The organism is Microbacterium sp. P2_F9, assembly GCF_056403635.1.
This window is the reverse complement of sequence record NZ_JBFUFC010000041.1, coordinates 1-24,222: the sequence shown is the minus strand read 5'-3', so window position 1 is coordinate 24,222 and position 24,222 is coordinate 1. Positions and strand designations below refer to the sequence as shown.

20 protein-coding genes are annotated in these 24,222 nt (G+C 67.7%); 5 read left to right on the top strand and 15 right to left on the bottom strand.

Features of this window, described 5'->3' with window-relative positions; all coding sequences use genetic code 11:
• Together AC1DVT_RS06695 and AC1DVT_RS06690 are read right to left on the bottom strand one after the other, a co-directional pair.
• Window positions 1-1,824, bottom strand: a 1,824-nt coding sequence (locus AC1DVT_RS06695) for an alpha-galactosidase (protein WP_477387587.1), incomplete at its 3' end; no start/stop codon positions are given.
• A gap of 142 nt (window positions 1,825-1,966) precedes the next feature.
• The gene (locus AC1DVT_RS06690) at window positions 1,967-2,515 is read right to left on the bottom strand and encodes a MarR family winged helix-turn-helix transcriptional regulator (protein ID WP_477387585.1); all 549 of its coding nucleotides are present in this window, start codon (window positions 2,513-2,515) and stop codon (window positions 1,967-1,969) included.
• Window positions 2,516-2,597: 82 nt separating this feature from the next.
• Between AC1DVT_RS06690 and AC1DVT_RS06685 the strand changes: the two genes are divergently transcribed.
• Both AC1DVT_RS06685 and AC1DVT_RS06680 read left to right on the top strand, forming a co-directional pair.
• On the top strand, window positions 2,598-3,176 hold the full coding sequence (locus AC1DVT_RS06685; RefSeq protein WP_477387583.1) for an NADPH-dependent F420 reductase: 579 nt from the start codon (window positions 2,598-2,600) through the stop codon (window positions 3,174-3,176).
• Window positions 3,177-3,231: 55 nt separating this feature from the next.
• Window positions 3,232-4,125 carry a VOC family protein gene (locus AC1DVT_RS06680; protein ID WP_477387581.1) on the top strand — a complete coding sequence of 298 codons (894 nt, stop codon included), beginning with the start codon at window positions 3,232-3,234 and terminating at the stop codon, window positions 4,123-4,125.
• Window positions 4,126-4,165: 40 nt separating this feature from the next.
• Here the strand turns inward: AC1DVT_RS06680 and AC1DVT_RS06675 are convergent, their stop codons facing one another.
• From AC1DVT_RS06675 to AC1DVT_RS06645, 7 genes are all read right to left on the bottom strand, one after another.
• The gene (locus tag AC1DVT_RS06675; RefSeq protein ID WP_477387579.1) at window positions 4,166-5,074 is read right to left on the bottom strand and encodes a dihydrodipicolinate synthase family protein; all 909 of its coding nucleotides are present in this window, start codon (window positions 5,072-5,074) and stop codon (window positions 4,166-4,168) included.
• Between the two features lie 18 nt (window positions 5,075-5,092).
• Complete coding sequence (locus AC1DVT_RS06670; protein ID WP_477387577.1) at window positions 5,093-6,025, bottom strand: dihydrodipicolinate synthase family protein; 933 nt, start codon at window positions 6,023-6,025, stop codon at window positions 5,093-5,095.
• Entirely contained in the window at window positions 6,022-6,879 is an 858-nt protein-coding gene (locus AC1DVT_RS06665) for a carbohydrate ABC transporter permease (protein WP_477387575.1), read from the bottom strand. Before AC1DVT_RS06665 ends, AC1DVT_RS06670 begins: the two co-directional genes overlap by 4 nt.
• Window positions 6,876-7,799 (bottom strand): carbohydrate ABC transporter permease, encoded by a 924-nt coding sequence (locus AC1DVT_RS06660; protein WP_457101629.1) that lies wholly within the window; start codon window positions 7,797-7,799, stop codon window positions 6,876-6,878. Before AC1DVT_RS06660 ends, AC1DVT_RS06665 begins: the two co-directional genes overlap by 4 nt.
• A 107-nt stretch (window positions 7,800-7,906) precedes the next feature.
• Window positions 7,907-9,211, bottom strand: a complete 1,305-nt coding sequence (locus AC1DVT_RS06655; protein ID WP_477387573.1) for an ABC transporter substrate-binding protein — start codon at window positions 9,209-9,211, stop codon at window positions 7,907-7,909.
• Window positions 9,212-9,439: 228 nt separating this feature from the next.
• Window positions 9,440-10,459, bottom strand: a complete 1,020-nt coding sequence (locus AC1DVT_RS06650) for a LacI family DNA-binding transcriptional regulator (protein ID WP_477387571.1) — start codon at window positions 10,457-10,459, stop codon at window positions 9,440-9,442.
• 11 nt (window positions 10,460-10,470) lie between these two features.
• Window positions 10,471-11,397 carry a DUF4862 family protein gene (locus AC1DVT_RS06645; RefSeq protein ID WP_477387569.1) on the bottom strand — a complete coding sequence of 309 codons (927 nt, stop codon included), beginning with the start codon at window positions 11,395-11,397 and terminating at the stop codon, window positions 10,471-10,473.
• Window positions 11,398-11,599: 202 nt separating this feature from the next.
• Here AC1DVT_RS06645 and AC1DVT_RS06640 point away from each other — a divergent pair, with 202 nt between their 5' ends.
• Window positions 11,600-11,833 carry a three-helix bundle dimerization domain-containing protein gene (locus tag AC1DVT_RS06640; RefSeq protein WP_477387567.1) on the top strand — a complete coding sequence of 78 codons (234 nt, stop codon included), beginning with the start codon at window positions 11,600-11,602 and terminating at the stop codon, window positions 11,831-11,833.
• A gap of 39 nt (window positions 11,834-11,872) precedes the next feature.
• Here AC1DVT_RS06640 and ppk2 read toward each other — a convergent pair whose 3' ends face one another.
• The 4 genes from ppk2 to AC1DVT_RS06620 form a co-directional block, all read right to left on the bottom strand.
• Window positions 11,873-12,778, bottom strand: a complete 906-nt coding sequence (ppk2, locus tag AC1DVT_RS06635) for a polyphosphate kinase 2 (protein ID WP_477387565.1) — start codon at window positions 12,776-12,778, stop codon at window positions 11,873-11,875.
• Window positions 12,779-12,857: 79 nt separating this feature from the next.
• Entirely contained in the window at window positions 12,858-13,949 is a 1,092-nt protein-coding gene (locus AC1DVT_RS06630; RefSeq protein WP_477387563.1) for a CorA family divalent cation transporter, read from the bottom strand.
• 95 nt (window positions 13,950-14,044) lie between these two features.
• Complete coding sequence (locus AC1DVT_RS06625) at window positions 14,045-19,123, bottom strand: family 78 glycoside hydrolase catalytic domain (RefSeq protein ID WP_477387561.1); 5,079 nt, start codon at window positions 19,121-19,123, stop codon at window positions 14,045-14,047.
• A gap of 29 nt (window positions 19,124-19,152) precedes the next feature.
• Window positions 19,153-20,496 (bottom strand): MFS transporter, encoded by a 1,344-nt coding sequence (locus tag AC1DVT_RS06620; RefSeq protein WP_477387559.1) that lies wholly within the window; start codon window positions 20,494-20,496, stop codon window positions 19,153-19,155.
• Window positions 20,497-20,628: 132 nt separating this feature from the next.
• On the opposite strand from AC1DVT_RS06620, the gene AC1DVT_RS06615 reads away from it, so the two are divergent.
• Both AC1DVT_RS06615 and AC1DVT_RS06610 read left to right on the top strand, forming a co-directional pair.
• Window positions 20,629-21,627, top strand: coding sequence for a LacI family DNA-binding transcriptional regulator (locus tag AC1DVT_RS06615; RefSeq protein ID WP_477387557.1), 999 nt, complete (start codon window positions 20,629-20,631; stop codon window positions 21,625-21,627).
• A gap of 79 nt (window positions 21,628-21,706) precedes the next feature.
• The gene (locus tag AC1DVT_RS06610) at window positions 21,707-22,531 is read left to right on the top strand and encodes a Cof-type HAD-IIB family hydrolase (RefSeq protein WP_457101619.1); all 825 of its coding nucleotides are present in this window, start codon (window positions 21,707-21,709) and stop codon (window positions 22,529-22,531) included.
• Window positions 22,532-22,570: 39 nt separating this feature from the next.
• Here the strand turns inward: AC1DVT_RS06610 and panB are convergent, their stop codons facing one another.
• Window positions 22,571-23,470: a 3-methyl-2-oxobutanoate hydroxymethyltransferase gene (gene panB, locus AC1DVT_RS06605; RefSeq protein ID WP_477387555.1), complete on the bottom strand. Its 900-nt coding sequence runs from the start codon at window positions 23,468-23,470 to the stop codon at window positions 22,571-22,573.
• A partial coding sequence (gene panC / locus AC1DVT_RS06600; RefSeq protein ID WP_477387553.1) for a pantoate--beta-alanine ligase occupies window positions 23,467-24,222 on the bottom strand: 756 nt, incomplete at its 5' end. The genes panC and panB, both read right to left, overlap by 4 nt.

The window sequence follows — 24,222 nt, the reverse complement described above, 5'->3', positions numbered from 1 at the left end:
GAACGGTCGCAGCCGTTTGGCCGCGACGACGGCCTCGGCGACGAGAGCCCGACGCGAATCGTCCATGTTGCTGAGGTGGCCCGAGACGTAGAACCGGCCGAGGAGCCCCGTGACAAGGCAGAATGCGACCTCCTCCGCCGGCATCTCCGGTTGCGGGTATGCCCAGCTGGCCGCCTGCTCGGGCAGCATCGACAGCGGTGCGGAGGCGGCGATCGGCGGGTACTTCGTGAAGTCCTGCTGGTCTGACGTCGACTGCATGGCCAGACGCGACAGCATCGCGAAGTCCATCCGCATCGCACCCGAGGCGCAGTTCTCGATGATGAGATCCGGGTGCCGCTCCAGGACGCCGTCGAGCCACGCGAGGTGTGCGCGATTGTGGGCGAGCAGCCCCGCCCCGACACTGGGCGCATCGACATCGGTGCCCGGCCCTGGGTTGATGTTGTAGTCCATTTTGAAGAACCCGATGCCGAACTCGGCGACCAGTCGATCGACGACGGCGTCGAGATGAGCGATGGCAGCGGGATGCCGCAGGTCGAGGTGGTAACGGCGATGCTCGACGATGCGCACGCCATGCCGCTGAAAGAACGCCTCGGCCGGAAGCCGCGCGGCCATGGCGCTGCGCACCCCGATGACCTCAGGCTCGAGCCAGAGCCCGGGAACCATGCCGTGGGCGCGGATCGCGTCGATCACTTCCGCCAGGCCGCCCGGGAACCGGGTGGTGGAGGGAGTCCACTCGCCTACGCTGTCCCACCAGTGCCCGCTGTCGTCGTACCAGCCGGCGTCGATGCAGAACACCTCGGCACCGGCATCCGCGGCCGCCGCGATCAGGGGCAGCAGTCGCTCAGTGGTGGGGTCGCCGTTGAGCGTGTTCATGTAGTCGTTGAACACGACCGGCATCGCGGTGTTGTCGGCATGCGCGCGACGCGCACGGCGTCGATAGTCAGTCAAGGCGCTGACCGCGGCATCCCAGTTCGACGCATAGACAACCGTTGCGGGCACCGTCTCGAAGGTCTCCCCCGGCTCCAGCGGCTGAGTCCACGCGTGGTCGGCGTCGGTCGGCCCGGAGAGCGAGTAGTACGCACCCGCGGTGTCCTGTCCGATCTCCCACCGCCAGGCGCCGTTGTGCTCCACCTGCCAGGCGATCGCAAGCCCGAGCGTTTCGTTCACAAGTGCCGCTGTCGGAAGGTCCCGCCCGGTCGACCACGTGCCATCCGATGTCGCGGTGAGCGACCCGCGCGGATCATGTCCGGTGAGATGCTCAGCGAGCGCCGGGAAATCCGCGCCGCGAAGCGACGTCCGCTCCCACCGCCCCTCGCCCAGCCAGTCGCTGCGGCCGGTCATCCGGCTCCACCCGTCGAGCGGGTGCCCGTCCGCGTCGGGGAGGGTGAATCCCGCGGTCCAGGACGGCACCGACCGCAGCACGATCCGGTGCGCACCTCGATTCGTCACCGTCACCCGAGAGCGCACCGCCGCAGCACCCTTCGACATCTCGAGCCGCACGGCGACTTCCAGCGAGTCCGACGCCTGGACGATCTCGAGGCATGTCCAGCCGTCGGCGTCCCATACGCGGTGATCGAGGTAACGCAGCTCCTCGCCTGCGGACGTGTGGGCGAGCCGGTCGGAGGCGGGAAGGTGCCCGTCCGTGGCGGTCAGCAGTTCGACCAAGGGCAGCGCATAGACCGCGAGTTCGCGGAGCTCGACGACGACGGCCGAGATTCGAACGGGCGCGCCTGGGCCCCAGCCGAGCACGATCTGCAGCTGCGGACCGCCCCAACGGACGGACATCGCCTCGGCGGTCTCCGTCGATACGGGCTGCAGCGTCATTCGCGTCTCCATTGATAGCGGTTTCAGGAGTGACGATACACAATTCTGAAACCGCTATCACAGCCCGTTATGAAACCGTTATCAGACGCTCGAGACGGCCCTCAGCCTGCGTTCCGCAGACACGCCCAGAAGGGCCGGGCGGTCAGAGCAGCGGCTGCGGATCCGCCGCGCACTCGGTGTCGCCGGAGGCGATGGGATCCGCCGCGCACGCCGCGCCATCTGCGGTGATGGTCAGTCGGCGGTCGGGGTCGAGCTTGGTCAGAATGGCGTAGGAGAGCGTCGCCAATTGGTCGACCCCGGCATCGTCGAGGCCGTCGAGCACCATGCGCTGCACCGCATCGGCGTACAGCCCCTGACTTTCGACGAAGACCGTCTCCCCCGCGTCGGTGAGGACGGCGTTGGTCGCCCGACCGTCTTCCTCGCACGGTGCGCGCAGCACGAGGTCCTTGCGCTCAAGGCTCGTAACGACGCGGGACAGCCGGGCGAGCGTCGCGTTCGTGCGCGACGCCAAGGCACTCAGGCGCAGCCGATGGCCATCCGCTTCGTGCAGCGCCTCGAGGAGGGTGAACTCGAACGACGTGATGCCCGCGGACGCGAGCTCCTTGTCCAGGGCGGTGGGCAGGAGTTCCAGAAGGGCATGCAGGCGCGCGACCGCGACGCGCTGGTCCTGCGTCAGTACGGCTGTGCCCATGCGCCCATCATAGCTTTATTTGTATCTACAACAAAAGTCGGATAGGGTACTTACTTGTAGGTACAACCAGTTAGGAGATCTCATGACTCAGGTCAGCATCATCGGCACCGGCACCATGGCGAACGCGATCGGCGGTGTCCTCGCCGACGGCGGCGGCAGCGTCAGCTACATCGGCAAGGATCAGGCCGGCACCGCTCCCCTGACCGGCGACATCGTGGTCCTCGCGGTCCCGTATCCGGCGGTTGACAGCATCCTCACCGCCTACAGTGACCAGTTCGACGGCAAGATCGTCGTCGACATCACCAACCCGCTGAACTTCGACACATTTGACTCCCTCACCGTTCCGGTCGGCAGTTCTGCCGCCGCCGAGATCCAGGCGAAGCTCCCCCAGGCATCCGTGCTGAAGGCGTTCAACACGACGTTCGCAGGAACCCTGGTGGGAAAGCAGGTCGGCGGACAGTCGACGACCGTGCTCATCGCGGGCGACGACACGACGGCGAAGCAGTCCCTCGCGGCCGCCGTGGAGGCTGGCGGCGTCTCGGCGATCGATGCCGGAGCACTCTCCCGCGCCCACGAACTCGAAGCGCTCGGCTTCCTGCAGCTGACCCTCGCCGCCGGTGAGAAGATCAGCTGGACCGGCGGCTTCGCCGTCGCCGCCTGACCCCCGACATCCGCCATCCGACATCCGCCATCCGACGTCCGACAGGGAGAGCATCATGGACACCCTCAACCCCGATACCGCGATGGATGCCGTGACCCTGCGGGTCGGTGACCTCGAGGGCATGTCCTCCTACTACGCCGGGGCCCTCGCGCTCGCGCCGCTCGAAGAGCGGACGCGCGGGCGGGAGGTGCATCGGGTCCTCGGCCGGGGAACCACCCCGATGGTGCGCCTGATCCACACCCCCGGCCTGCCGGGGGTCGACCCCCGGCAGGCCGGGCTGTACCACACGGCCTTCCTCTTCGACGATCCGGGCAGCCTGGCCGCGACCGTCTACCGCGCCGCCCAGCATGACCGGAGTCAGTTCGTCGGCTCGAGCGACCACCTGGTCAGCGAAGCCTTCTACTTCACCGACCCCGAAGGCAACGGCATCGAGCTGTACACCGACCGCCCTCGCAGCCAATGGAGCTTCGTCGACGGCGAGATCCAGATGGCGACGAAATACCTCGACCCGAACGACTACCTCCGGCATCACCTCACGCAGGAGATCCTCGATGCCGCACCTGGTCTGGCCGGCAGGGTCGGCCACGTCCACCTGCAGGTCGGAGACGTCCAGGTCGCCCGAGCCTTCTACGTCGACGCCTTGGGATTCGAGTCCACCGCGACCGGCTACCCGGGCGCACTGTTCGCCTCGGCCGGCGGCTACCACCACCACATCGCGATGAACGTCTGGCACTCCGCCGGCGCCGGGCCCCGTGCTGCAAGCCTCGGCCTCGGCGACGTGGCGGTGTCGGTGCCGGCTCGCGAAGACCTCGACGCTCTCATCTCACGACTCCAGTCGCTGAAGGTGGCGTTCACCGACGATGGCCGCGCGATCCGCGTCAACGACCCGTGGGGCACGCAGGTCACCGTGGGTGTGGCCGGCACGACGACGGACGAGCTGCTCACGTGAACACGATGCTCGCCGGCAGCATCGCCCTCGCGGCTGACGACTAGGCGTTCACGAGCGGCAGCGCGTCGACGAGACCGGCCAGCTGATCGAGCGCGGGATGATCTAGGGGACCAGGGCGCCACCGGCTGGCCTCCTCGAACCCGATCTGCGCACGCCTCTCGAGCAGGTACTTCGCCGAGCTCGGATAGGTCGCCCCCATCCCGCGTTCCACGCTGTCGAGGACATCCTGAAAGGCAAGGGCTTCTTCGCGAGGGATGCCGGTGGCAGCTGCGCAGAGCCGTGCGACGTACTCGGGGTAGATGTTGACGACCCATCCCGAGAGGCCGGAGACACCGACCTCGAGTGATTCCACGAGGGTCTCGATGCCCGCGTTGTAGACCTTCATCGGCGTGCCACTTGCCGCTGCGACGCGCTCAGCCATGAGGGCGACGTCGTGGCTCGTCTCCTTGAAGAAGACGAACCTGCCGGTGTCGGCGAGCCACTGGACCGCGTCGAGCGACAAGATGCGGTGATACGGCAGCGGGCACTCGTAGATGCCGAACCGGATGCCGGGGTTCGACTCCAGCACCGTGGTCACCGTCGCACGGAGCGTGCTCTCGTCGGCGCCTTCGGGCAGCAGGAGGGCGGCGATGAGCACGACGGCGTCGACGCCGGTCGCTGCAAGCCGCGCAGCCGCGGCCGCGATCTCGGCATCCGTCCCCGCCTCCGCGATCGAGGCGAGCACCGGCACCCGGCCGGCGGCCCGGTCGACGACCCGGCGTGCCACCTCCAGGCGCTCCGCCTCCGGCATTTCGTACATCTCCCCCGACAGCGCGACCGGGAACAGTCCGGCCGCCTCATGCGCGATGAGCCAGTCGGTGTAGCGGTCGAGCACGTCCCAGTCGACGCTCAGGTCGGCGGAGAACGGAGTGAGCATGACGGGCCAGGCCCCGTCGGGGAGGTCGGACATGGAGGATCCATTCATTGGTCAGCGCCCACGGGAAAGTGCAGCCTCGGGCAGGTCGAGATCGCGCACGTAGTCCGCGAGATGTTGCAGGGGAAGTCCCTCGTGGTCGCCGATCGCCTCGGGCTTCCAGCGACTGATGGCGCGGAACTCGAGACGCGAGCTGCGGTCGAGCAGGTACTTGGCGGATGACGGGTACCGGAGGTTCACCGAATGCTCCACCACCGTCAGCAGTCGCTGGACAGCGACCGCACGCGGATCGTCGAGGTTGACGCAGAGCCAGCTGACCAGGTCGGGGTAGAGGTTCGCGGCATACCCGGAGAGACCGGAGGCGCCCGCCCGAAGGGAGGGGGTGAGCGATCCGATCGCCGCGTTGTAGAGCCGGAGTCGCGTGCCGCGCATCGCGTCGATGCGGGCGGTCATGACATCGAGCGAATGGCTGGTGTCCTTGTAGAACGAGAACCTGCCGCTCTGCGCCAAGTGCCGGATCGCATCGATCGACGGAAGCCGCTTGTAGGGCAGCGGGCATTCGTAGATGCCGAAGTCGACACCCGGATTCGCGCTCAGGATCGCGTCGATGTTGCCGAGCCACACCGACTCGGGTTCGTCGTTCCGCGCGACCAGCGAGGAGATGAGCACGACAGCCGAAACGCCGGTCTGCGCGACCTCGCCGGCTGCTTCCGACTGCTGGGCGGCCGAACCGGAAGCAGCCGACGATGCGACCACCGGCACTCGCCCGGCCGCGCGTGCGACGACCCGCGCCGACAGTTCGAGCCGCTCGTCATGGCTGAGGTCGTACATCTCGCTGGACAGCGCGACCGCGAACAGGCCGGCGGAACCCAGTTCGATGAGCCAGTCGGTGTACGCATCCAGCGCGTTCCAGTCGATGGAGCGGTTCTCGTTGAAGGGCGTCAGCATCACCGGCCAGGCGCCGGTGGGAAGTGTCGAGTCGCTCATCCCTTCAGCGCTCCGCTGACGAGGTCGAGCTTCCAGTAGCGCTGCAGGAAGAGGAACAGCAGGATCAAGGGGATGATCGCCAGGAGGCATCCCATGATCACGAGGTTGTAGACGTTGGGCTGGTCGGTCCCCTGGTTCATCATCGACTGGAATCCGACGGTCAGCGGGAACGTCTCCTGGCGGCTCAGCATGATGTACGGCAGCAGGAAGTTGTTCCAGATCGCGACGAACTGCAGCAGGAAGATCGTGATGAGCCCAGGCACCATCGGCGGCAGACCCACCGAGCGGAAGATCCGCCACTCGCTCGCACCGTCGAGCCGCCCTGCCTCGATCATCTCCATCGGGATGACCGCCGAGGCATAGATGCGCGCGAGATAGATGGAGAACGGGCTGATGATGCTCGGCAGGAGCACCGACCAGTAGGTGCCGGCGATGCCGATCTGCGAGAGCAGCAGGTATTGCGGGATCGCCAGGATGACGCCCGGGATGAGCACGCCGATGAGCAGCAGATTGAACACGATGTTCTTGCCGCGGAACGAGTACTTGGCCAGGCCGTAACCTGCGGCCGCCGAGACGATCGTGCAGAGCACGGCACCGCCTACGGAATAGATGATGCTGTTCCCGGTCCAGCGGAAGAACTCGCCGTCGTTGAACTGGAAGAGGTTGACGAGGTTCTCCTGGAAGCCGCCGTTGAAGCTGGGCCACAGGGTGAAGGTGCTGGCGAGTTCGCCTGCGGTCTTCGTGGACGCCGAGATCAGCCAGAAGACCGGGATGAGGCAGTAGATGGCCCCGACCAGCAGTGTCGCCGTCGGCAGGAACGCARCCTTCGTGGGGCGCCCGACCATTTCGCTCATGAGTCTTCTCCAAAGGCTCGCCCCTGCAGGATCTTGAGCAGCCCGAGGGAGGCGACGAGGGTCACCGCGGTGATGATGATCGCGGTCGCGGAAGCGCCGTACAGGTCGTTGGTGACGAACGCGTCACGGTAGACGAGCATCATCGGCACCCAGTCGGATCCGATCGACGTCGTCAGCGTCATGAGGGTGTTGGGTTCGCTGAACACCTGCAGCGCCCCGATGACCGTGAACAGACCAGTGAGGACGAGCCCAGGCACGATCAGCGGAAGTTTGATCTTCATGGCGAGCTGCCACTCCGAGCAGCCGTCGATCCGGGCCGCGTCATACAGCTCCTGCGGAAGTCCCCGCAGCGATGTGTAGAGGATGACCATGTTGAAGCCGACCGAACCCCACACCGTGATGTTCGCGATGGCGAAGTAGATCGAGACCGGGCCCATGAGGTCGGGCTCGGGCAGGCCCAGCGCGGAGAACACCGCCAGGATGGGGCTCACGCCAGGCAGGTACATGAATCCCCACATGAGCGCCGCGATGACGCCGGGGACCGCGTACGGGACGAAGATGCTGATGCGCGAGGTTCGGCCGAACCTGGTGGAGAGATTGTCGAGCAGCAGAGCGAAGACGAGCGCGAGGATCATCGTCACCGGCACGGCGATGAGGGCGTAGATGATCATCCGGCCGAAGCTCTGGAAGAGGTCGCCGTTCGTGAGCGTCCGGACGTAGTTGTCGAAGCCGACGAAGACCTCGGTGGCGACGCCCAGGCCGGAGCCGCTGATCCGCCGGCCCTGGAAGCTCAGCCAGAGCGTGTACAGCAGGGGGGCGACCAGCAGACCGAGCGCGAGCAGCACGGCCGGTGCGACGAAGAGCCAGGGAGCGCGCCGCGGCTGGAGCGATCCAGTCCGCCGGGGAGCGACCGAACTCACAGCTGCCTCCGGGACGGGCCGGGACTCTTGGCGCCGTGGAGTGATGGAAGTCATGACTGCCTTCGGGGAGGGCTGGGACCCGACGCAGGCGCCGGGTCCCAGCGGGGCTATTCGACCTTGTAGCCGAGCTTCGTCATGTCGTCGACGACGGCCGTCTGCACCTTTGTCAGCGCATCGGTGAACGGCGTGCCCGTAGAGACGGCTTCGCTGAAGGCATCGTTGAACGCGCTGTAGGCCAGGGCGACGTCCGGTCCGAAGGTCACCTCGACGGTCTCGTCGTCGATCTCGGCGGCGAGCTCGTAGTAGCCGGAGGGATCCTTCAGCGCGACCGGAGTCGCTGCGGCGAGTGCGGGAAGTTCCCGGCCCTTGAGGTTGGCGGGCCAGATGCTCGCATTCTCGATGTAGGCGTTCAGCGCATCGGGAGAGTTGTTCAGCCAGATCGCGAATTCCCGTGCCTGCTCGGGGTACTTCGTTCCGGTGGTGACCACCGTTCCCGACCCGCCGACCACTCCGGACTGGGGGTCGTTCGGCTCCCACTGCGGGATGCGGACGGCTGCCCACAGGCCCGCGGTGTCGGGAGCGTTCTGGTTGATGAGCGGGGGCGCCCACACGGCACTGAGCCAGCTCGCGATCGTGCCGTCCGCGAGGGCGGCCGCCCACTCCGGCGTGAAGGTCTTGAAGGTGGCGACCACGCCTTCGTCGACGAGTCCGTTCCAGTAGTCAGCCACCTTCGAGCTCGCTTCACCGTCGATGTCGACGGTCCACGTGTCGTCGGACTGGCTCCACCACTCCGCACCGGCCTGCTGGCTGAGGGCCCCGAAGAGCTGCGCGTCGTTGGCCGGGAAGGTCGCGAGGTACTTGGTGGGGTCGGCGGCGTGGATCGCCCGCGCCGCGTCGGCGTATTCGTCCCAGGTGGTCGGGGCCTCGACGCCGGCGGCCTCGAAGAGGTCCGTCCGATAGAAGAGGAACTGCGGCCCGGTGCCCTGGGGCACGGCGTAGTTCTTGCCGTCGAACGTGGTCAGGTTCCACGCGGCGGGTGCGATCTGGTCCTCGTAGTCGCCGAAAGCATCGGTGATGTCGTCGGCGATGCCGTTGACGACGAGGTTCGGAAGGTTCTCGTATGAGGTGTTCGAGAGGTCGGGGAGCGTCCCGGCTTCTTTCGCCGCCGAGAGCTTGGCCACGATGTCGTTGGACCCGGTCGACGTGTTGACCTCGACCTGGATGTCGGGGTTCTGCGCGTTCCAGACCTCGACGATCTTCGCGATGTTCGGCGCCCAAGACCAGTACCGAAGGATCACCGGGCCGGCGGCCTCCTCCTCCTCGGGGGCGGGGGCCGAGCACCCTGCGAGAGCGGAGCCGGCGAGGGCTCCCACCGCCAGGATCGCTGCGACCCGTGAGATTCGTCTGCTCATCTGCACTACTTCCTTGTCATGACAGGCCACCGGCCGCGTCGGCGCGATGGTGGGCGTGGAACGGGACTGCCAGCGACCCGCCGGCGAAGACCGCGAGCGATCCTCCGTAGCGCGGGCATCCGTGACAACCTCGTCAAATGCCCGTACGTTACCGGTAAAGCAACTGGGTTTAGCGGTAACGTAATGCATGCCCTGGGATTGCGCAAGCATGAGCTCACGGCGGATCCGCTAAGCGATGGGCGCGGTGGAGCTCCGGGCGATCAGGGTGCTCACGGGGTATTCCGGAAGGGGCGTGCCCGGATTCTCGATCAGGCGGATGAGACTGCGCGCCGCGACCCGACCGCCCTCGGCGAAGTCGATGTGCACCGAGGTGAGCGGCGGTCCGAAGTATGCGGCTTCTGGAATGTCGTCGATCCCTGCCACGCTGATGTCCTGCGGCACCCGGATTCCGCGCTCCGTCAGGGCGCGCAGCACACCGAGCGCCATCCGATCATTCGCAACGAAGATCGCGGTGATTCCGGTCCCGAACGGGAGCAGCTGCGCGGCCTCGTAGCCGGACTTCGCCGACCAGTCGCCCCGCACCACCCACCCCTCGTCGATGTCGCCCCCGGCGAACGACGCACGATAGACGGACTCCCGGTTCGAGGCGCTGTCCCATCCGGCGGGGCCGGCCACATGGGCGATGCGGCGGTGACCCAGTGCACGCAGATGATCCATCACGAGCTGAGCGGAGATGMTCGTGCCGAAGCGGGGGCCGGGCGTGTGGTCGACATCGCCGTTCACATCGAGGAAGACCGGCATGCGGAAGACGCTGTGCTCGAGCGCCTGCCGCACGTTCGCTGTCGGTGACGTCGCCAGCAGTCCTGCCGCGTCGCTGCCGTTGATGGCGTCCAGGCGCCGGGTGATCTCCTCGACGTCGCCGAGCGGGTCGACGGTCACGATGTCGAGCACATAGCCCGCCGCGGTGGCGACGTCGTTGACGCCCTTGAGGACCTTGCTCGTGCTCGACTCGAACGTCTCATAGCCGACCACCCCGATTCGACTCGGCCTCGACKAGGCGAGCTCGCGAGCGACGACGCTCGGACGGTAGTGGAGTTCCTCCGCGACCCGCTGAACCCGCTCCCTGGTTTCTGCGCTCATGCCCTGCAGACCCCGGAGGACTCGCGACACCGTCTGGTGCGACACACCGGCCACTCGCGCGACGTCGTAGATCGTCGTCGGCTTGTTCACATCTTGAGCACGACCCATGTGAGCCCTCCCTAAGGGGTCGTATGCCGGTAGCGGTCTGTGATGGCGGACACCGTGCGCGCCGTGTCGAGGAGCATCTCGGTCCCGTCCTGCAGAGACCCGCGCCACGCCATCTTGACACCGGTGAAGTCGAGGGGGCCGGCAACGCGCAGCGCGTCATCCATCAGTTCCGTGGTCAGCAGCGAGTTCGGCTCATGTCGGCTGGCGGGCAGGTGCTGATCTGCCCACGCCTCACCATGATCCGTCGCCACGGCGCTCGCTCCCGAGAAGATCAGCCCTTTCAGCACACCGGCCTCACGCGCCAGCGCCACATGGTCGATCACCTGCGCGGCATCCCGGAGCTCGATGGCCGATCTGCCCCAGTTGATGAGGATGCCGATCGGCAGTGAACTCTCGGTGATGACCTCGAGCTCGTCTTGGAGCGTCAGGAATCCCTTGGCAGGAGCGAGACCAGCGACCTTCGCGTCCACATGCTCGAGGAGCAGCTGCGCGCCATCCCAGTCCCAGTCGGCGATCGCCTCGAGGGATCGTGCGAGGGCGCTGCACCCTGAGGGCACATCCTGCGTCCTGGGTGCGCTGTGCACTTCGATCGCCGCGACGGCGGCTCTGCCCAGTGCATCATTGAGCGCTGCGACCGCAGACCGCAGGTTCGCGGCATCCGTCATCGCCGCTCGCCTGCCGTCGGGGTCGGAGGAAGCCAGCCCGATTGTCGGCTGGCCGGCGACCTGCGCCATCGTGCGGGGGAGGGATGTGATGACGATGCGCCAATCCGGCCGTGTCGCGGTCAGAACCTCGGGGAGATCGGCGGCCAGGGATCCCGTCCATGGCACCTCCAGACCGTCGATCCAGCCGTGCTCGGACGCAGCCCTGACGACCTCGGCGTGTTCCGCCTCCGATCGCCCCCACGCCAGGGCGTAAGTGCCGAGCATGAGGGCCATTTCCACTCCCAACCAGGAGCGTCTGCCGCTCTCGAACGCTTCGCGTGTTCCGCTAGTTTACCGCTAACCTAGCGCCGTCCGGGATCTGCCCTCCGGCACATCCCGTGAACGCCGTCATCGCGCAAGTGGGTGCAGGATGACGGAGATCCGCGGGCGAGTCAACCCGTTGAGACGCCCGGAACGCGGCCGTAGCGTCACACCCATGGAGAAGTCCGAGAACGAGGATGCCGCGATCCACCATGTGGTGGACCGGCTGACATCGCGATTCCCATCCGTGCCGCCGGAGGACATCGAAGCGCGAGTCGCCGAGGTGCAGGAGTCGCTGGATGATGCGCCGGTGCGCGACTTCGTGCCCATCATCGTCGAGCACGACGTCAAGGCACAGCTGCGGGAGGAGGGCAACGCCCCCGAGCCGACACCCACCGAATCGGACTGAGGCGCCAATTGGGCGAGCGGCTGTCGCCGCGCGTCTCGCCTACTCGTCTGCGGTCTCCTGCTTGCCGCGCATCACCAGCAGCGGATCGACATCCCCGATGACGTCGTCGTTTCGTCCCTCGTAGTCGAACTGGCCGAGGAAGAACCGCATGGCGTTGAGCCGGGCACGCTTCTTGTCGTTCGATCGGATGATCGTCCACGGCGCGTGCTTCTTGTCGGTGCGGTGGAACATCTCCTCCTTCGCGGCCGTGTAGTCCTCCCACCGGTCAAGCGATGCGAGGTCGTTGGGCGAGAGCTTCCACCGCCGCACCGGGTCGAGCTGGCGGATCGCGAATCGGGTGCGCTGCTCGGTTCTCGACACCGAGAACCAGAACTTGGTGACATGGATGCCGGAATCGACGAGCATCTTCTCGAAGCTCGGCGCCTGCACCATGAAGTCCTCGTACTCCTGGTCGCTGCAGTACYCCATCACCCGCTCGACTCCGGCCCGGTTGTACCAGGACCGGTCGAACATCACGATCTCCCCCGCAGTGGGAAGGTGCTGCACGTAGCGCTGGAAGTACCACTGCCCCCGCTCCCGCTCGGTCGGCATGGTGAGCGCGACCGTCCGCGCCGTCCGAGGATTCAGGTACTCGGTGAACCGTTTGATCGTGCCGCCCTTGCCCGCGGCATCCCTCCCCTCGAACAGGATGATGGCGCGCTGGCCGTTGTCTTCCAGCCAGTACTGGAACTTGAGCAGCTCGACCTGCAGCCGGTACTTCTCCAGCTCGTATGCGTCGCGCTCCATCAGCTCGGGATAGGGATACCCCTCCTGCCAGGTGTAGACGGCGTTGCCCTGCGGGTCGATCAGATCAGGGTCGGGAGTATGACCGTCCCGGACCGAATAGCCCAGCTGACGCAGATGCTCGATGTAGTCGCGAAGTCCCTCGATGGGTCGATCGTTCATGTCCCGTGCTCCTGCCTCACGCCGGCCGCTCCCGACTCCGAGCGAATGTCCTCACCCAGGGTAGACGCGAGGATCCTCGCTAAAGCCAACGGCGCCGTTTGAACATGATGTAGATGGTGATGTCGACGGCGATGAGCACGGCGGCGATCGCGACCCAGCCGTACTGCCATTGGACGAGCGGGATGTTCTTGAAGTTCATCCCGTACAGCCCGGCGATCAGCGTCGGCAGTGCGAGCAGAGCAGCGAACGCCGAGATGGTGCGCATGTCCTTGTTCTGACGAGCGGCGACATTGCTCTCGTGGCTGGAGAGGATCGCATCCAGGGCGCGGCTCTGATCGTTGATCAGGGCGGCTGTGCCGGCCGCGTCATCCAGCAGGTCGTGCAGATACGGGACCACATGCTCGTGTCCGACCGTCATCGCGTCCAGGTGGTCGGTGCTCTCGCGGAGGGCGGCGGCGATGCTCGACACTGCGCGATCGATGCGACCGATGTCCTTGCGGACTCGGTAGATGCGCTTGTGGTCCTCGGTCGTGGACTCGCTGAAGACCTGCTCCTCAAGTTCTTCGAGAGCGGTCTCCACGTCTGCGGCCGCCTTCGCGTAGCCGTCGACGATCGCCGCCATGATCACGTACGCCGCCGCCATCGGGCTGTCGCGCAGCTCCGTGGGCGATTCCTCGACCAGCGCCGTCAAGTCGGTGGGCTGCTTCTCGTCGACGCGCTGAACGGTCAGCAGCCATCCGTCGCCCATGTACAGGAACGTCTGACCGAGGGCGATGTCGCCCGCGTCTCGATCGACGATGAGCTGCCACAGCAGGACGAAGAGATGATCGGCGAACTGCTGCACCTTCGGCTGCTGACGGCCCGAGACGACATCCGCCGCGGCGACCGGGTGGATGCCGAGCGTCTCCCGGGCCCGGGTGACGAGGGCCTCGTCAGGATTGACCAGCTGAACCCACACGAAGCCCTTCTGCCTCGTGGCCTTCCTGATCGCGTCCGGAAGATCGGCGAGGCCGATATCCTCCAGCGCCTTCACCCCGTCGTGCACCAGGAGCACGGTCTGAGAGCCGGGCGATCCCTTCGACGGACGCGCAGCACCCTGTTCAGCGCTCGTCAGCTGCTTCGCCGAGCGCTCACGGACCGGCGCGGATGTCGCGTTCTTCTCGATGGTCATGACAGCCATGCTCACTCTGCTGCGAGCGTTTCCTCTGGGGGTTGACAAGGTGCCGACCCACGCCCGCTTCGGCCGCCCTCAGCGGAGGCTGCGGTTCACACGGGAGCGTCAACGGATGCCGCGGCGACGCTCATCGCGATGAGCTGGTCGAGCGCGGCATCCGGGATCTCCACACCGGGGAACCGGGCGAACTGCCCCATCGGCATCGACTCGACCATCTTGAGCATGTTCGCGTTCTCTTCGGCCGCGGCCAGCTGCTCGGCGGACGCGCCGGACATCATCGCCTGCATGAGCGCCGGACCCACGACCGGATGGCCGAACCAGTCGCCCACGGTGGCGTCGAGGCTGAGCGGCTGGGGTCGATCGACATCGCCCTCCAGTAGCACCTCGCGCGCGTCGATGATGGCGTCGGCGGACCGGCCGAGCTGCACCTCGTACACCCCCGGCTGCACCCACCATCTGTCACCGGTGACATCCCAGAATGCGAACACCCGCCGATCCAGGGCCACCTCCACCGTCGCCTGCTCGCCCGGCTCGAGGTGCACCTTGGCGAACCCGGCCAGTTCACGCACGGGCCGCCGCACGGCCGAAGGTGCCGGCGCCACGTAGAACTGGACGATCTCCGCCCCCGCCACTACCCCGACATTGCGCACCGTCACCCGGGCGAGTGCGGTGTCGGCACCGGTGGGCCGAACGTCGAGTCCGTCGTAGTCGAAGCTGGTGTAGCCGAGTCCGTGGCCGAAGTGGTACCGGACGGCTCGTCCGGTGGAGGTGTAGTACCGGTAGCCGACGAAGACGCCCTCGCCGTAGCGGACGACCTCGTTCTCGCCGGGGAAGTTCAGGTACGCCGGGGTGTCCGACAGCGCGAGCGGGATCGACTCCGCGAGTCGACCGGATGGGCTGACAGCCCCGGTGAGGACGTCGGCGAACGCGCCGCCGACCGCCTGGCCGAGCGCCCAGCCCTCGACGATCGCATCGACACTGTCGTGCCACGGTTCGAGCGAGACGACTCCGCCATTGGAGAGGACGACCACGGTCCGCTTCGCGACGCCGGCCACTGCCTGGATCAGGGCGACATGGGCTGCGGGGAGCTCGAGGTGCTCTCGGTCGAATCCTTCGGACTGGTCCTGTTCATACAGCCCCACGAAGACGACCGCGATGTCGGCCGCTTCGGCCGCGGTGCGTGCGTCGCTGCGCAGCGATTCAGTGTCGCCGGCCTGCTTCTTCGAGTAGCCCGGCGCGTAGGTCACGTTCTCCTCGCCGAGCGCGACGCGCAGCTGGTCGAGCGGGATGTCGACCCGCGTCGCGTTGACGTGAGAGCTGCCGCCGCCCTGGTACTGCGGGTGTTCGGCGAGTTCTCCGAGCACAGCGATCTTCTGTCCAGCCCGAACCGGAAGGGTGTCGTGTTCGTTGCGGAGCAGGACGACGGATGCCGCAGCCGCACGCCGCGCGAGGGCGTGGTGTGCGTCAGCATCAAAGGTCCGCGAGGCCTCTGCGGGCTGAGCGGTCCGCTCTGCGAGCGTGGCCAGCCGCGCTGCGCTGCGCTCGACGAGGGCGGCATCGATTCGCCCCGAGCGGACGGCCTCGACGATCGCCGCGGTTCCCTCGTCACCGGTGCCGGGCATTTCGAGATCCAGCCCGGCTTTGAGAGCCTCGACGCGGTCCTTGATGGCTCCCCAGTCCGAGACGACGAGTCCCTCGAAGCCCCAGTCGTCGCGCAGCAGTTCGGTGAGCAGCCAGTGGTTCTCGGACGAGAAGGTGCCGTTGATGGCGTTGTAGGCGGACATCACTGACGTGGGCGCGGCATCCTTGACCACCTTCTCGAAGGCGGGCAGGTAGATCTCGCGGAGCGCGCGGGCGTCGACCTGAGCGTCGACGCGCATCCGGTCGGTCTCCTGGCTGTTCACGGCGAAGTGCTTGAGGGACGTGCCGACGCCCGTGCTCTGCACGCCCTGCACGTAGGCGGCCGCGAGTTCACCCGTGAGCCGCGGGTCCTCGGAGAGGTACTCGAAGGTGCGGCCGCCGAGTGGCGATCGTTTGATGTTGATCGCCGGGCCGAGGAGGACGTCGACCTCGAGCGCGCGGGCCTCCTCGCCGAGCGCGACGCCGACCTCGCGGATCAGGTCCCGATCCCAGCTGGATCCCAGGGCGGCACCCGTCGGGAAGCAGGTGGCAGGCAGGCTGTCGTTGAGTCCCAGGTTGTCGGCGGAGCCGTCCTGTCGGCGTACGCCGTGCGGGCCGTCGGTCAGGACGAGAGAGCGGATGCCGTCACCCTCGCGAGTCGACCAGAAGTCGCGCCCGGTGAGCAGGGCAGCCCGCGCGGCGAGCTCCGCGTCGTCCTCGGCGGTCGGTTCCGGGGCTGTGATGACCTCGAGCGGGACCTCTTCGCCTGCCGACACTGCCGCGAATCCGCGCTCCAGATCCCTGAGCACCTGCTCGGCGTGCGGCAGCATGCCGGAGATCTGCCGGGGCGTGACCGCGTCCTGGCCGCGGAGCCCGGCCGACATCTGGTCAGCCGCCTCGGGCACGTACTTCGTGATGACGCCGATCAGCACGGCCATCGCCTCAGCGTCGTCGATGAGATCGCCCAGCGGCGTGTCCACCGTGACTACGGCGCGCTCGATCGCGTGCACCTCGAAGAGCTCGGCGAACGCGTGCGTGCCCTGCTCGACCTCATGGGTGGACCCCGAGGGCAGCACGACTTCCGCGGTCGCGCCAACCGGTACGGTCACCGTGACCCTGATCTCCCCGTCTTCGAGCACCCAGGCAGTCGATGCGTCGCCGTACGGAGTCCGCAGCCGAGCGGATGCCTCGGTCAGGCCGCGTCGCGGGGGTTGGGGTGCGATCCGCAGGCGCCGGTAGCCGGGCTCGGCAGGCGCGAGCCCGGCGACGACGCGATGCATCCAGTCGGCGACCGCGCCGAAGGCGTAGTGGTTGAACGAAGTCATCCCGCTCGGATTGACGGTGCCGTCGGGCAGGAGCGAGTCCCAGCGTTCCCAGATCGTGGTCGCGCCCATCTTCACCGAGTAGAGCCACGACGGGTTCTCGGTCTGCAGCAGCAGGCGGTACGCAGCATCGGCGTGGCCATTCGCGCTGAGCGCGTCGCAGATCAGCGGCGTGCCGATGAACCCGGTGGAGATCTTGTAGCCGTTCCCCCGGACGATCTCGGCGAGCCGGTCCGCCGCGCGGGTGCGCTCGGCGGGGTCGGCGATGAGGTCGAACTGCAGTGCGAGCGCATACGCGGTCGCCGAATCGGAAAGCACCCGGCCCGAGCGCGACACGTACTCGCGGTGGAACGCCGAGGAGACTTCGTCGGCGAGTCCGCCGTATCGCGCCGCCTCCTCATGCCGGCCGAGCACGGCGGCCGCGTCCGCAACGATCCGCGCCGAACGTGCGAAATACGCGGTCGCGACGATCTCGGAATACGTCTGCGCGGCCTCGGGTCGTCCTGCCGGCGCGGTCGGGTCAAGCCAGTCGCCGAACTGGAACCCGGCGCTCCACACGCGGTCCTCCCCCGCGGCCGCGGCGACCTCGTCAACCCATGCGGCCATACTCCCGAACTGCGTGCGGAGCACTTCCAGGTCACCGTAGGCGCGGTAGAGCGTCCACGGCACGACGGTCGCGGCATCCGCCCACCCGGCCATCGGCCCCTGGTAGCCGGTGGTGATCGCAGGCACGACCATGGTGGTTCCGCCGTGGCGCTGCTGTTCGGCCGCGAGGTCCTTGAGCCACGAGGTCAAGAAACCTGCCGAGTCGAAGAGGTACTCGGCGGTGGGCGCGAAGACCTGGAGGTCGCCCGTCCAGCCGAGGCGCTCATCGCGCTGCGGGCAGTCGGTGGGCACGTCGACGAAGTTGCCGCGCATGCCCCAGACCACGTTCTGGTGCAGCCGGTCGACGAGCGGATCGGAGGCCGCGAACCAGCCGGTTCGCTCCATGTCGGAGTGCAGCACCTCCGCGGTCACGGCGGTGGGATCGAGATCGCCGGGCCAGCCGGTGATCTCCGCGTACCGGAAGCCGTGGAACGTGAACCGCGGCGCCCACGTCTGCTCACCGTCCCCCGCGAGGGTGTAGGTGTCGGTCGCCTTCGCTGCGCGCAGCGGGCCGGTCGCCAGTTCGCCATGCTCGAGCACCTCCGCGTGCCGCAGGGTGATGACATCGCCGGCGCTGCCGGTGACGCGGATGCGCAGCCGTCCGACGAGGTTCTGTCCGAAATCGAGGATCGTCTTCCCGGATCGCGAGGTGATGACCTCGCGGACGGCGAGCGACTCGACGCACCGCACCGGCGGACCGTCCGGCGCGACGAGGGCCGTGACATCGAGCTCGCGCACGGCGACAGGCTCCCAACCCCCGAGGTCGGCCGCGGCCTCGGACCAGCTCGGGTCGAGCAGCCGAGCGTCGAAGTCCTCCCCGTTGTAGAGGTCCGACGAGCGGATGGGACCATCGGCCGCAGCCCAGTCGGGACCGGACGCCACGACCTGACGCTCGCCGTCCGCGTACTCGATCTCGAGCTGCACCAGCACGCCGAGCCGGCTGCCGTACAGGTCCTTGCGTCCGTCCCAGCCGAGGTGGCCGCGCCACCAGCCGTCGCCGAGCCAGGCGCCGACACCGTTCGCGCCCGGCGCGACCAGGTCGGTGACGTCGTAGGTCTGGTAGCGCAGGCGCGACTCGTAGGCCGTCCATCCGGGCGCGAGCTCCTGGTCCCCGACCCGGACTCCGTTGAGTTCCAGCTCATAGACCCCGTGCGCCGTCGCATAGATCCGCGCACGACGGATCGCGGCATCCCGAATCTCGAAGGTGCCGCGCACGAGAGGCGACGCGATCGAGTCGTCGACCGGCCCGACCAGCAGAGCTTCCCAATCGGATGCCTCGAGCAGACCGGTCTCGACGGCCGCCCACTCGCTCCACTCCGACGAGGTCCCGTCGGTGCCGGTGACCCGCACCCGCACCTCAGCCCGCTCGCGCGAACCAAGGGCGGCGAACGGCCAAGCCACGAGCACCGAGTCCGCGCTGTCGACCGTGACGACCTCGCCGCCGATCCGTTCGAGCTCGTAACTCGCCGCCCGCCAGCCCGCCKGGGCGGCCTCGACGATCCAGCTCAGGCGCGGGGCGGACTCTCCGATGCYGACCGCATCGCGGTGGTGCTCGAAGCGGACGGGGCTGACGGAGACGGTCATGGAGGTCCTCAGGGAGTGGGTCGGGTGGGTCAGCGGACGGAGCGGATGCGCAGGATGACGAGGCCGCCGACCAGGACGAGAGCTGCGGCCACGAGGAACAGCAGCGTGTAGTTCTTGGCTGCTCCGGTCACACCGATGAGCAGAATCCAGGAGGCGATGAACGGTGCCGCCGCCTGCGGGATGGAGGTCGCGAATCCGGTGATCCCCATGAATCGTCCGGCATCCGTCGTCTTCTCCGGCAGCACATCGAGCAGCAGCGCCATGTCGACGGCCGAGAACAGCCCGATGCCGAGCGACACGATCAGCGAGCCCGCGAAAAGCACAGGCAGCGAGCCCGAGAGCGCCATGACCACCATGCCGACCGCCATGATCGCACCACCGAGGAGGACGAAGACCTTGCGACGGCGGAATCGATCTGAGAGGAATCCGCCACCGAGGGCGCCTGCCGTGACGGCGAGCACGCCGATGGCACCGAGGGTGCCGATGACACCGGAAACCTCGGTGATCGAGACGCCGAGTCGCTCGGCGAAGAAGTACGAGGTGAACGTGGTGTTGAGCGTGAGCCCGAAGTAGAAGAGGAATCGGCCGGCCCAGTTCCACGAGAAGTCGGGGTACGTCTTGGGGTTGTAGACGTATTTGCGCAGCACCCCGGACAGTCCGATGTGCTCGCGCGGCAGCATCCGACTGTCGTCTTCGTGCACCAGGGTGACGAACAGGGTGACGAGCACCACGCCGACGAGACCAGGAATGAGGAAGAGCAGGAGCGCGTTGCCAGTGACCCCGATCGTCGCGATGACACCGATGACCGGGGCGACCTGGGTGGCGAAGCCGGTGAGTCCGGCGACCTTCCCGCGCTGGGATTCCGGCAGGCGATCGGCGGTGGAGTTCTGCAGGTTGCCGAGCACGGTTCCCCAGCCCCACTGCGCGAGGATCCAGCCGAACCCGAGCAGCAGGATCGAGGGAGCCATCGCCATCACGGCGAGCGAGACGACCCCGACGATCATTCCGCCGATCATGAACGGGCGGCGGCGGCCCAGGCGGGTGCGGGTGCGGTCGCTCCAGATGCCCATGAACGGCGCGGTGAGCATCACGAACAGGGCACCGGAGCCGGTGATGTACCCGAGGTACTCCTGGTGCTCCGGCGCGATCTCGGCCACGCGAATCGCCAGCGAGATTGCGATCGGGGTGATAAAGGCCATGAAGACGCCGAACTGCGCCAGCACCATGAACCAGATGTAGCGGGCGCTGACCTTCGGCAGATCCTCGGGCGGCAGAGCGGATGTCTCGGCCACCGCCGTCGCGTTGACCGTGGGCAGCGGCATCGAGCCGGGTACGGGGGTCACGATGTCTGCGTCGTCGATCGGGGTGCTCATGGGGACTCCATTGTCGAGAGGGAATGGTCCGGGGGGACTGGTCGCGATGGCTAGCGCGTGCTAGTGATCCGAGGATACGATACAGTCACTAGCGCGCGCAAGTTCATTCGCAAAGACAGTCAGGAGGCTCGGATGACGTCGACGGCACAGTCCGCCAGGCGGGTCACGGCAGCGGATGTCGCTCGTTCGCTCGGCATCTCCCGCGCCACGGTCGGATTCGTGCTCAACGACACGCCTGGTCAGACCATCTCCCAGGCCACGCGCGCTCGGGTGCTCGACGAGGCGAAGCGCCTCGGTTACCGCGCCAACACGGCCGCGCGAGCGCTCGCCAGCGGACGGAGCCGGATCATCCTCCTCGTCCTCCCCGATTGGCCGCTCGACTACGCGATGCGCACGCACTTGGACGAGGCATCCCTCGCCCTCGACGAAGCCGGCTACGCGCTCGTCACGATGACGCCGCATCCCGGCGGTCAGGCGCAGCCGTTGTGGGAAACCCTCCGACCTGACGTCGTGATGGGGATGACCACCTTCACTGCGGAGCAGCTCGACTCCATTCGGGCCAGCGGCGTCGAGCACATCATCCCTCCGCAGCCGGCGGACGAGCTCAGCGCAGGCGACCAGCTCGGATTCGCGGAAGGACCCCGTCTGCAGGTGGAGCACCTGCTCTCCCGCGGGCACACGCGCCTCGCCTTCGCACGCTCCGCCGACCCTCGGGTGTCCGATCTCGTCACGCAGCGCAGAGCTCGAGCGGATGCCGCGCTGAAGGATGCCTCAGCAGAGGCATTCATCGCTGATGACGCGGTGACCGAGGGGACGGCGGGCGACCGCGTCGAGCAGTGGGTGGCTGCCGAGGTCGAGGCAGTCGTCGCCTATAACGACGACATCGCGGCCATGGTCGTCGGCGCGGCCCTGCGAGCCGGCATCCGCGTCCCCGAAGATCTCGCCGTGATCGGCCACGACGACACCCCCCTCGCCCGGCTGTTCGTGCCCGCACTCTCCAGCGTCCGGATCGACACCGCCGGACTCGGTCGCTACCTCGCCGAGCTCGCGCTCAGTGCCGCCACCGGCGCGCCCGCGCCTCTCGCGGGACCGGAGACCGACGCGCACCTCGTGGTCMGCGAAACGACCTGACGCGGTGGGCGTCGTCAGGCGCCACCGTCGACGATCGAGGCGTGGAGACGACACCCCTCGGCACTGGGAGAATGGAACCGTGACAGTTGCGCCCGCTCGTCGTATCGTCTTCCTCGACGTCGACGGGACGATCCTCGATCACGGCACCTCGGTCGCTGCCTCCACCGTCGAGGCGATCACATCCGCACGGAGAGCGGGGCACCTGGTCTACCTCTGCACGGGACGCTCGGCTGGTGACATCCACCCCGAGGTGCGGGCCATCGGCTTCGACGGGGCGATCACGAACGGCGGCGCGTTTGCGACCAGCGGAGACGAGACCGTGCTGGCCCGCACGATGCCGGTGGAGGCTGTCACACTGCTCACCGACTACTTCAACGAGCACGGCATCCACTACTTCCTCCAATCGGATGCCCGCGTCTACGGCGGCCGGCGCGTCCGCGAAATGTTCGTAGAACTGGTGCACCGACTGCGGAGCGGGACCGACCCGTTGATCGTTCCGAACGTCCACGACCTCTCCCAGGCGGATCGGACGCAGATCGCGAAGGCCGTCTTCATGAGCGAATCCCCCGGCATGGTGGCTCAGCTGCAGACCGACCTGGGCGAGCACTTCCACGTCGTCCCCGGCAGCATGCCGCTGCCCGGCGGATCCAATGGCGAGGTCGGGATGCGCGGCACGACCAAGGGATCGGCGATCCTCCACCTGCTCGATCATCTCGGCGCAGATCCCGCCACGGCGATCGGCATCGGCGACAGCTGGAACGACGTCGAGATGTTCGAGGTCTGCGGCATCGGCATCGCGATGGGCAACGCCGACCCGGAACTGCAGGCTCTCGCCGACGAGGTCACGACGAGTGTCACGGCCGACGGCGTCTACAACGCCTTCCTCCGCCACGGCCTCCTGTAGGCGCCTCGACCACGTCCTTTCTGGTCGAGCCGAAGTCGGCTACGCGCGCATCGCGCGTGGTGGGTTGCCGGCGTCGAGGAGCGCGTGCAGTCGCGCGGCTTCCTCGGGTCGCATGCCGTAGCCGTGTTCGGGCTGCGGGTACTCGCGGGTTCGCACGTCATGCGTATAGGCGGTGACAGCGGCGAGGATGTCGGCACGCACGTCGGCGTACTTCTTGACGAAGCGGGCCGCATGTCCGTCGTAGAGGCCGATGATGTCGTGGAAGACGAGCACCTGGCCGTCGGTGTGGGGTCCGGCGCCGATGCCGATGACGGGGATGTGCAGGCGCGGCATGACGGCGTCGGTGACGGCAGTGGGGATGGCTTCGAAGACGATGGCGAAGCATCCGGCCGCCTGCAGCGCGAGCGCGCTCTCGATGAGCGCGAGGGCCTCCTCTGCCGTGCGTCCTTGCGACCGGTAGCCGCCGATGGTCGCCGCGGTCTGCGGGGTGAGGCCGACATGCCCCATCACCGGGATGCCGGCCGCGATGATCGCGCGGGCGCGGTCCACGGAGGTCCCACCGCGTTCGATCTTGACGGCGTCGCATCCGGCGGTCTTGACGAACCGCTGCGCGGTTTCGACGGCCTGTTCGTCGGATGCCTCGTAGGACCCGAACGGGAGGTCGCCGACGAGGAGCGGGGCGCTGAGACCGCGACGGACGGCCGCGGTGAGCATGAGCATCTCGTCAACGGTGACGGGCACGGTGCTTTCGTGCCCCAGTACGGTCATCGCGGCGGAGTCGCCGACGAGCACGACGTCGACTCCGGCGGCGTCGGCGATCTGCGCACTGGGGTAGTCGTACGCCGTGATCATCGCGATGGGTTCGCCGCTCGCCTTCTTCGCGGCGAGCGTCGCGAACGTGATGCGCGGGTGCGGTGCGGCGGCGGGGCGAGTGCTCATGGCGTCGGCTCCAGGATTCGGTTGTCGATGAGTCGCGCCGCCCCGACCCTGGCGGCGACRGCGAGCAGCGCCGGCTGGTCGACCGCGGGCAGCTCGCGCAGGTCATCGGGAGATCGGAGCTCCAGGTACTCCGGATCGATCCCGGCCTCGGTGAGCACCTTCCGGGCCGCGTCGAGCACCGCGCCCGCGTTCGTCTCCCCCGCCGCAACCGCGGCCTCGGCGGCATTCAGCGCACGGTTCAGCGCGGTCGCGCGCCGCCGAGCTGCCGGGTCGAGGTAGGCGTTGCGCGAGCTCATCGCCAGGCCATCGGCCTCCCGCACGATCGGACAGGCCACGATCCGCACCGCGATGTCGAGATCCCGGACGAGCCGACGGATGACGAGGATCTGCTGCGCGTCCTTCTGCCCGAAGTAGGCAGCGTCGGGGGCGACGATCTGGAACAGCTTCGCCACGACCGTCGCGACCCCGTCGAAGTGGTGCGGCCCGCGGCTCGCACCGCAGAGCACCTCCGTGATGCCCGAGATGTGGATCGTGGTGGCGAAGCCGTCCGGATAGATCTCATCGACCGATGGGATGAAGAGGATGTCGGCGCCCGCCGCGTCCGCGAGCGCGGCATCCCTCTTCTCATCCCTCGGATACGCGCTCAGGTCTTCGTTCGCGCCGAACTGCGTCGGGTTCACGAACAGCGACACGACGACCAGGTCACTGTCGGCGCGGGCTTGACGGATCAGTGAGAGATGACCTTCGTGGAA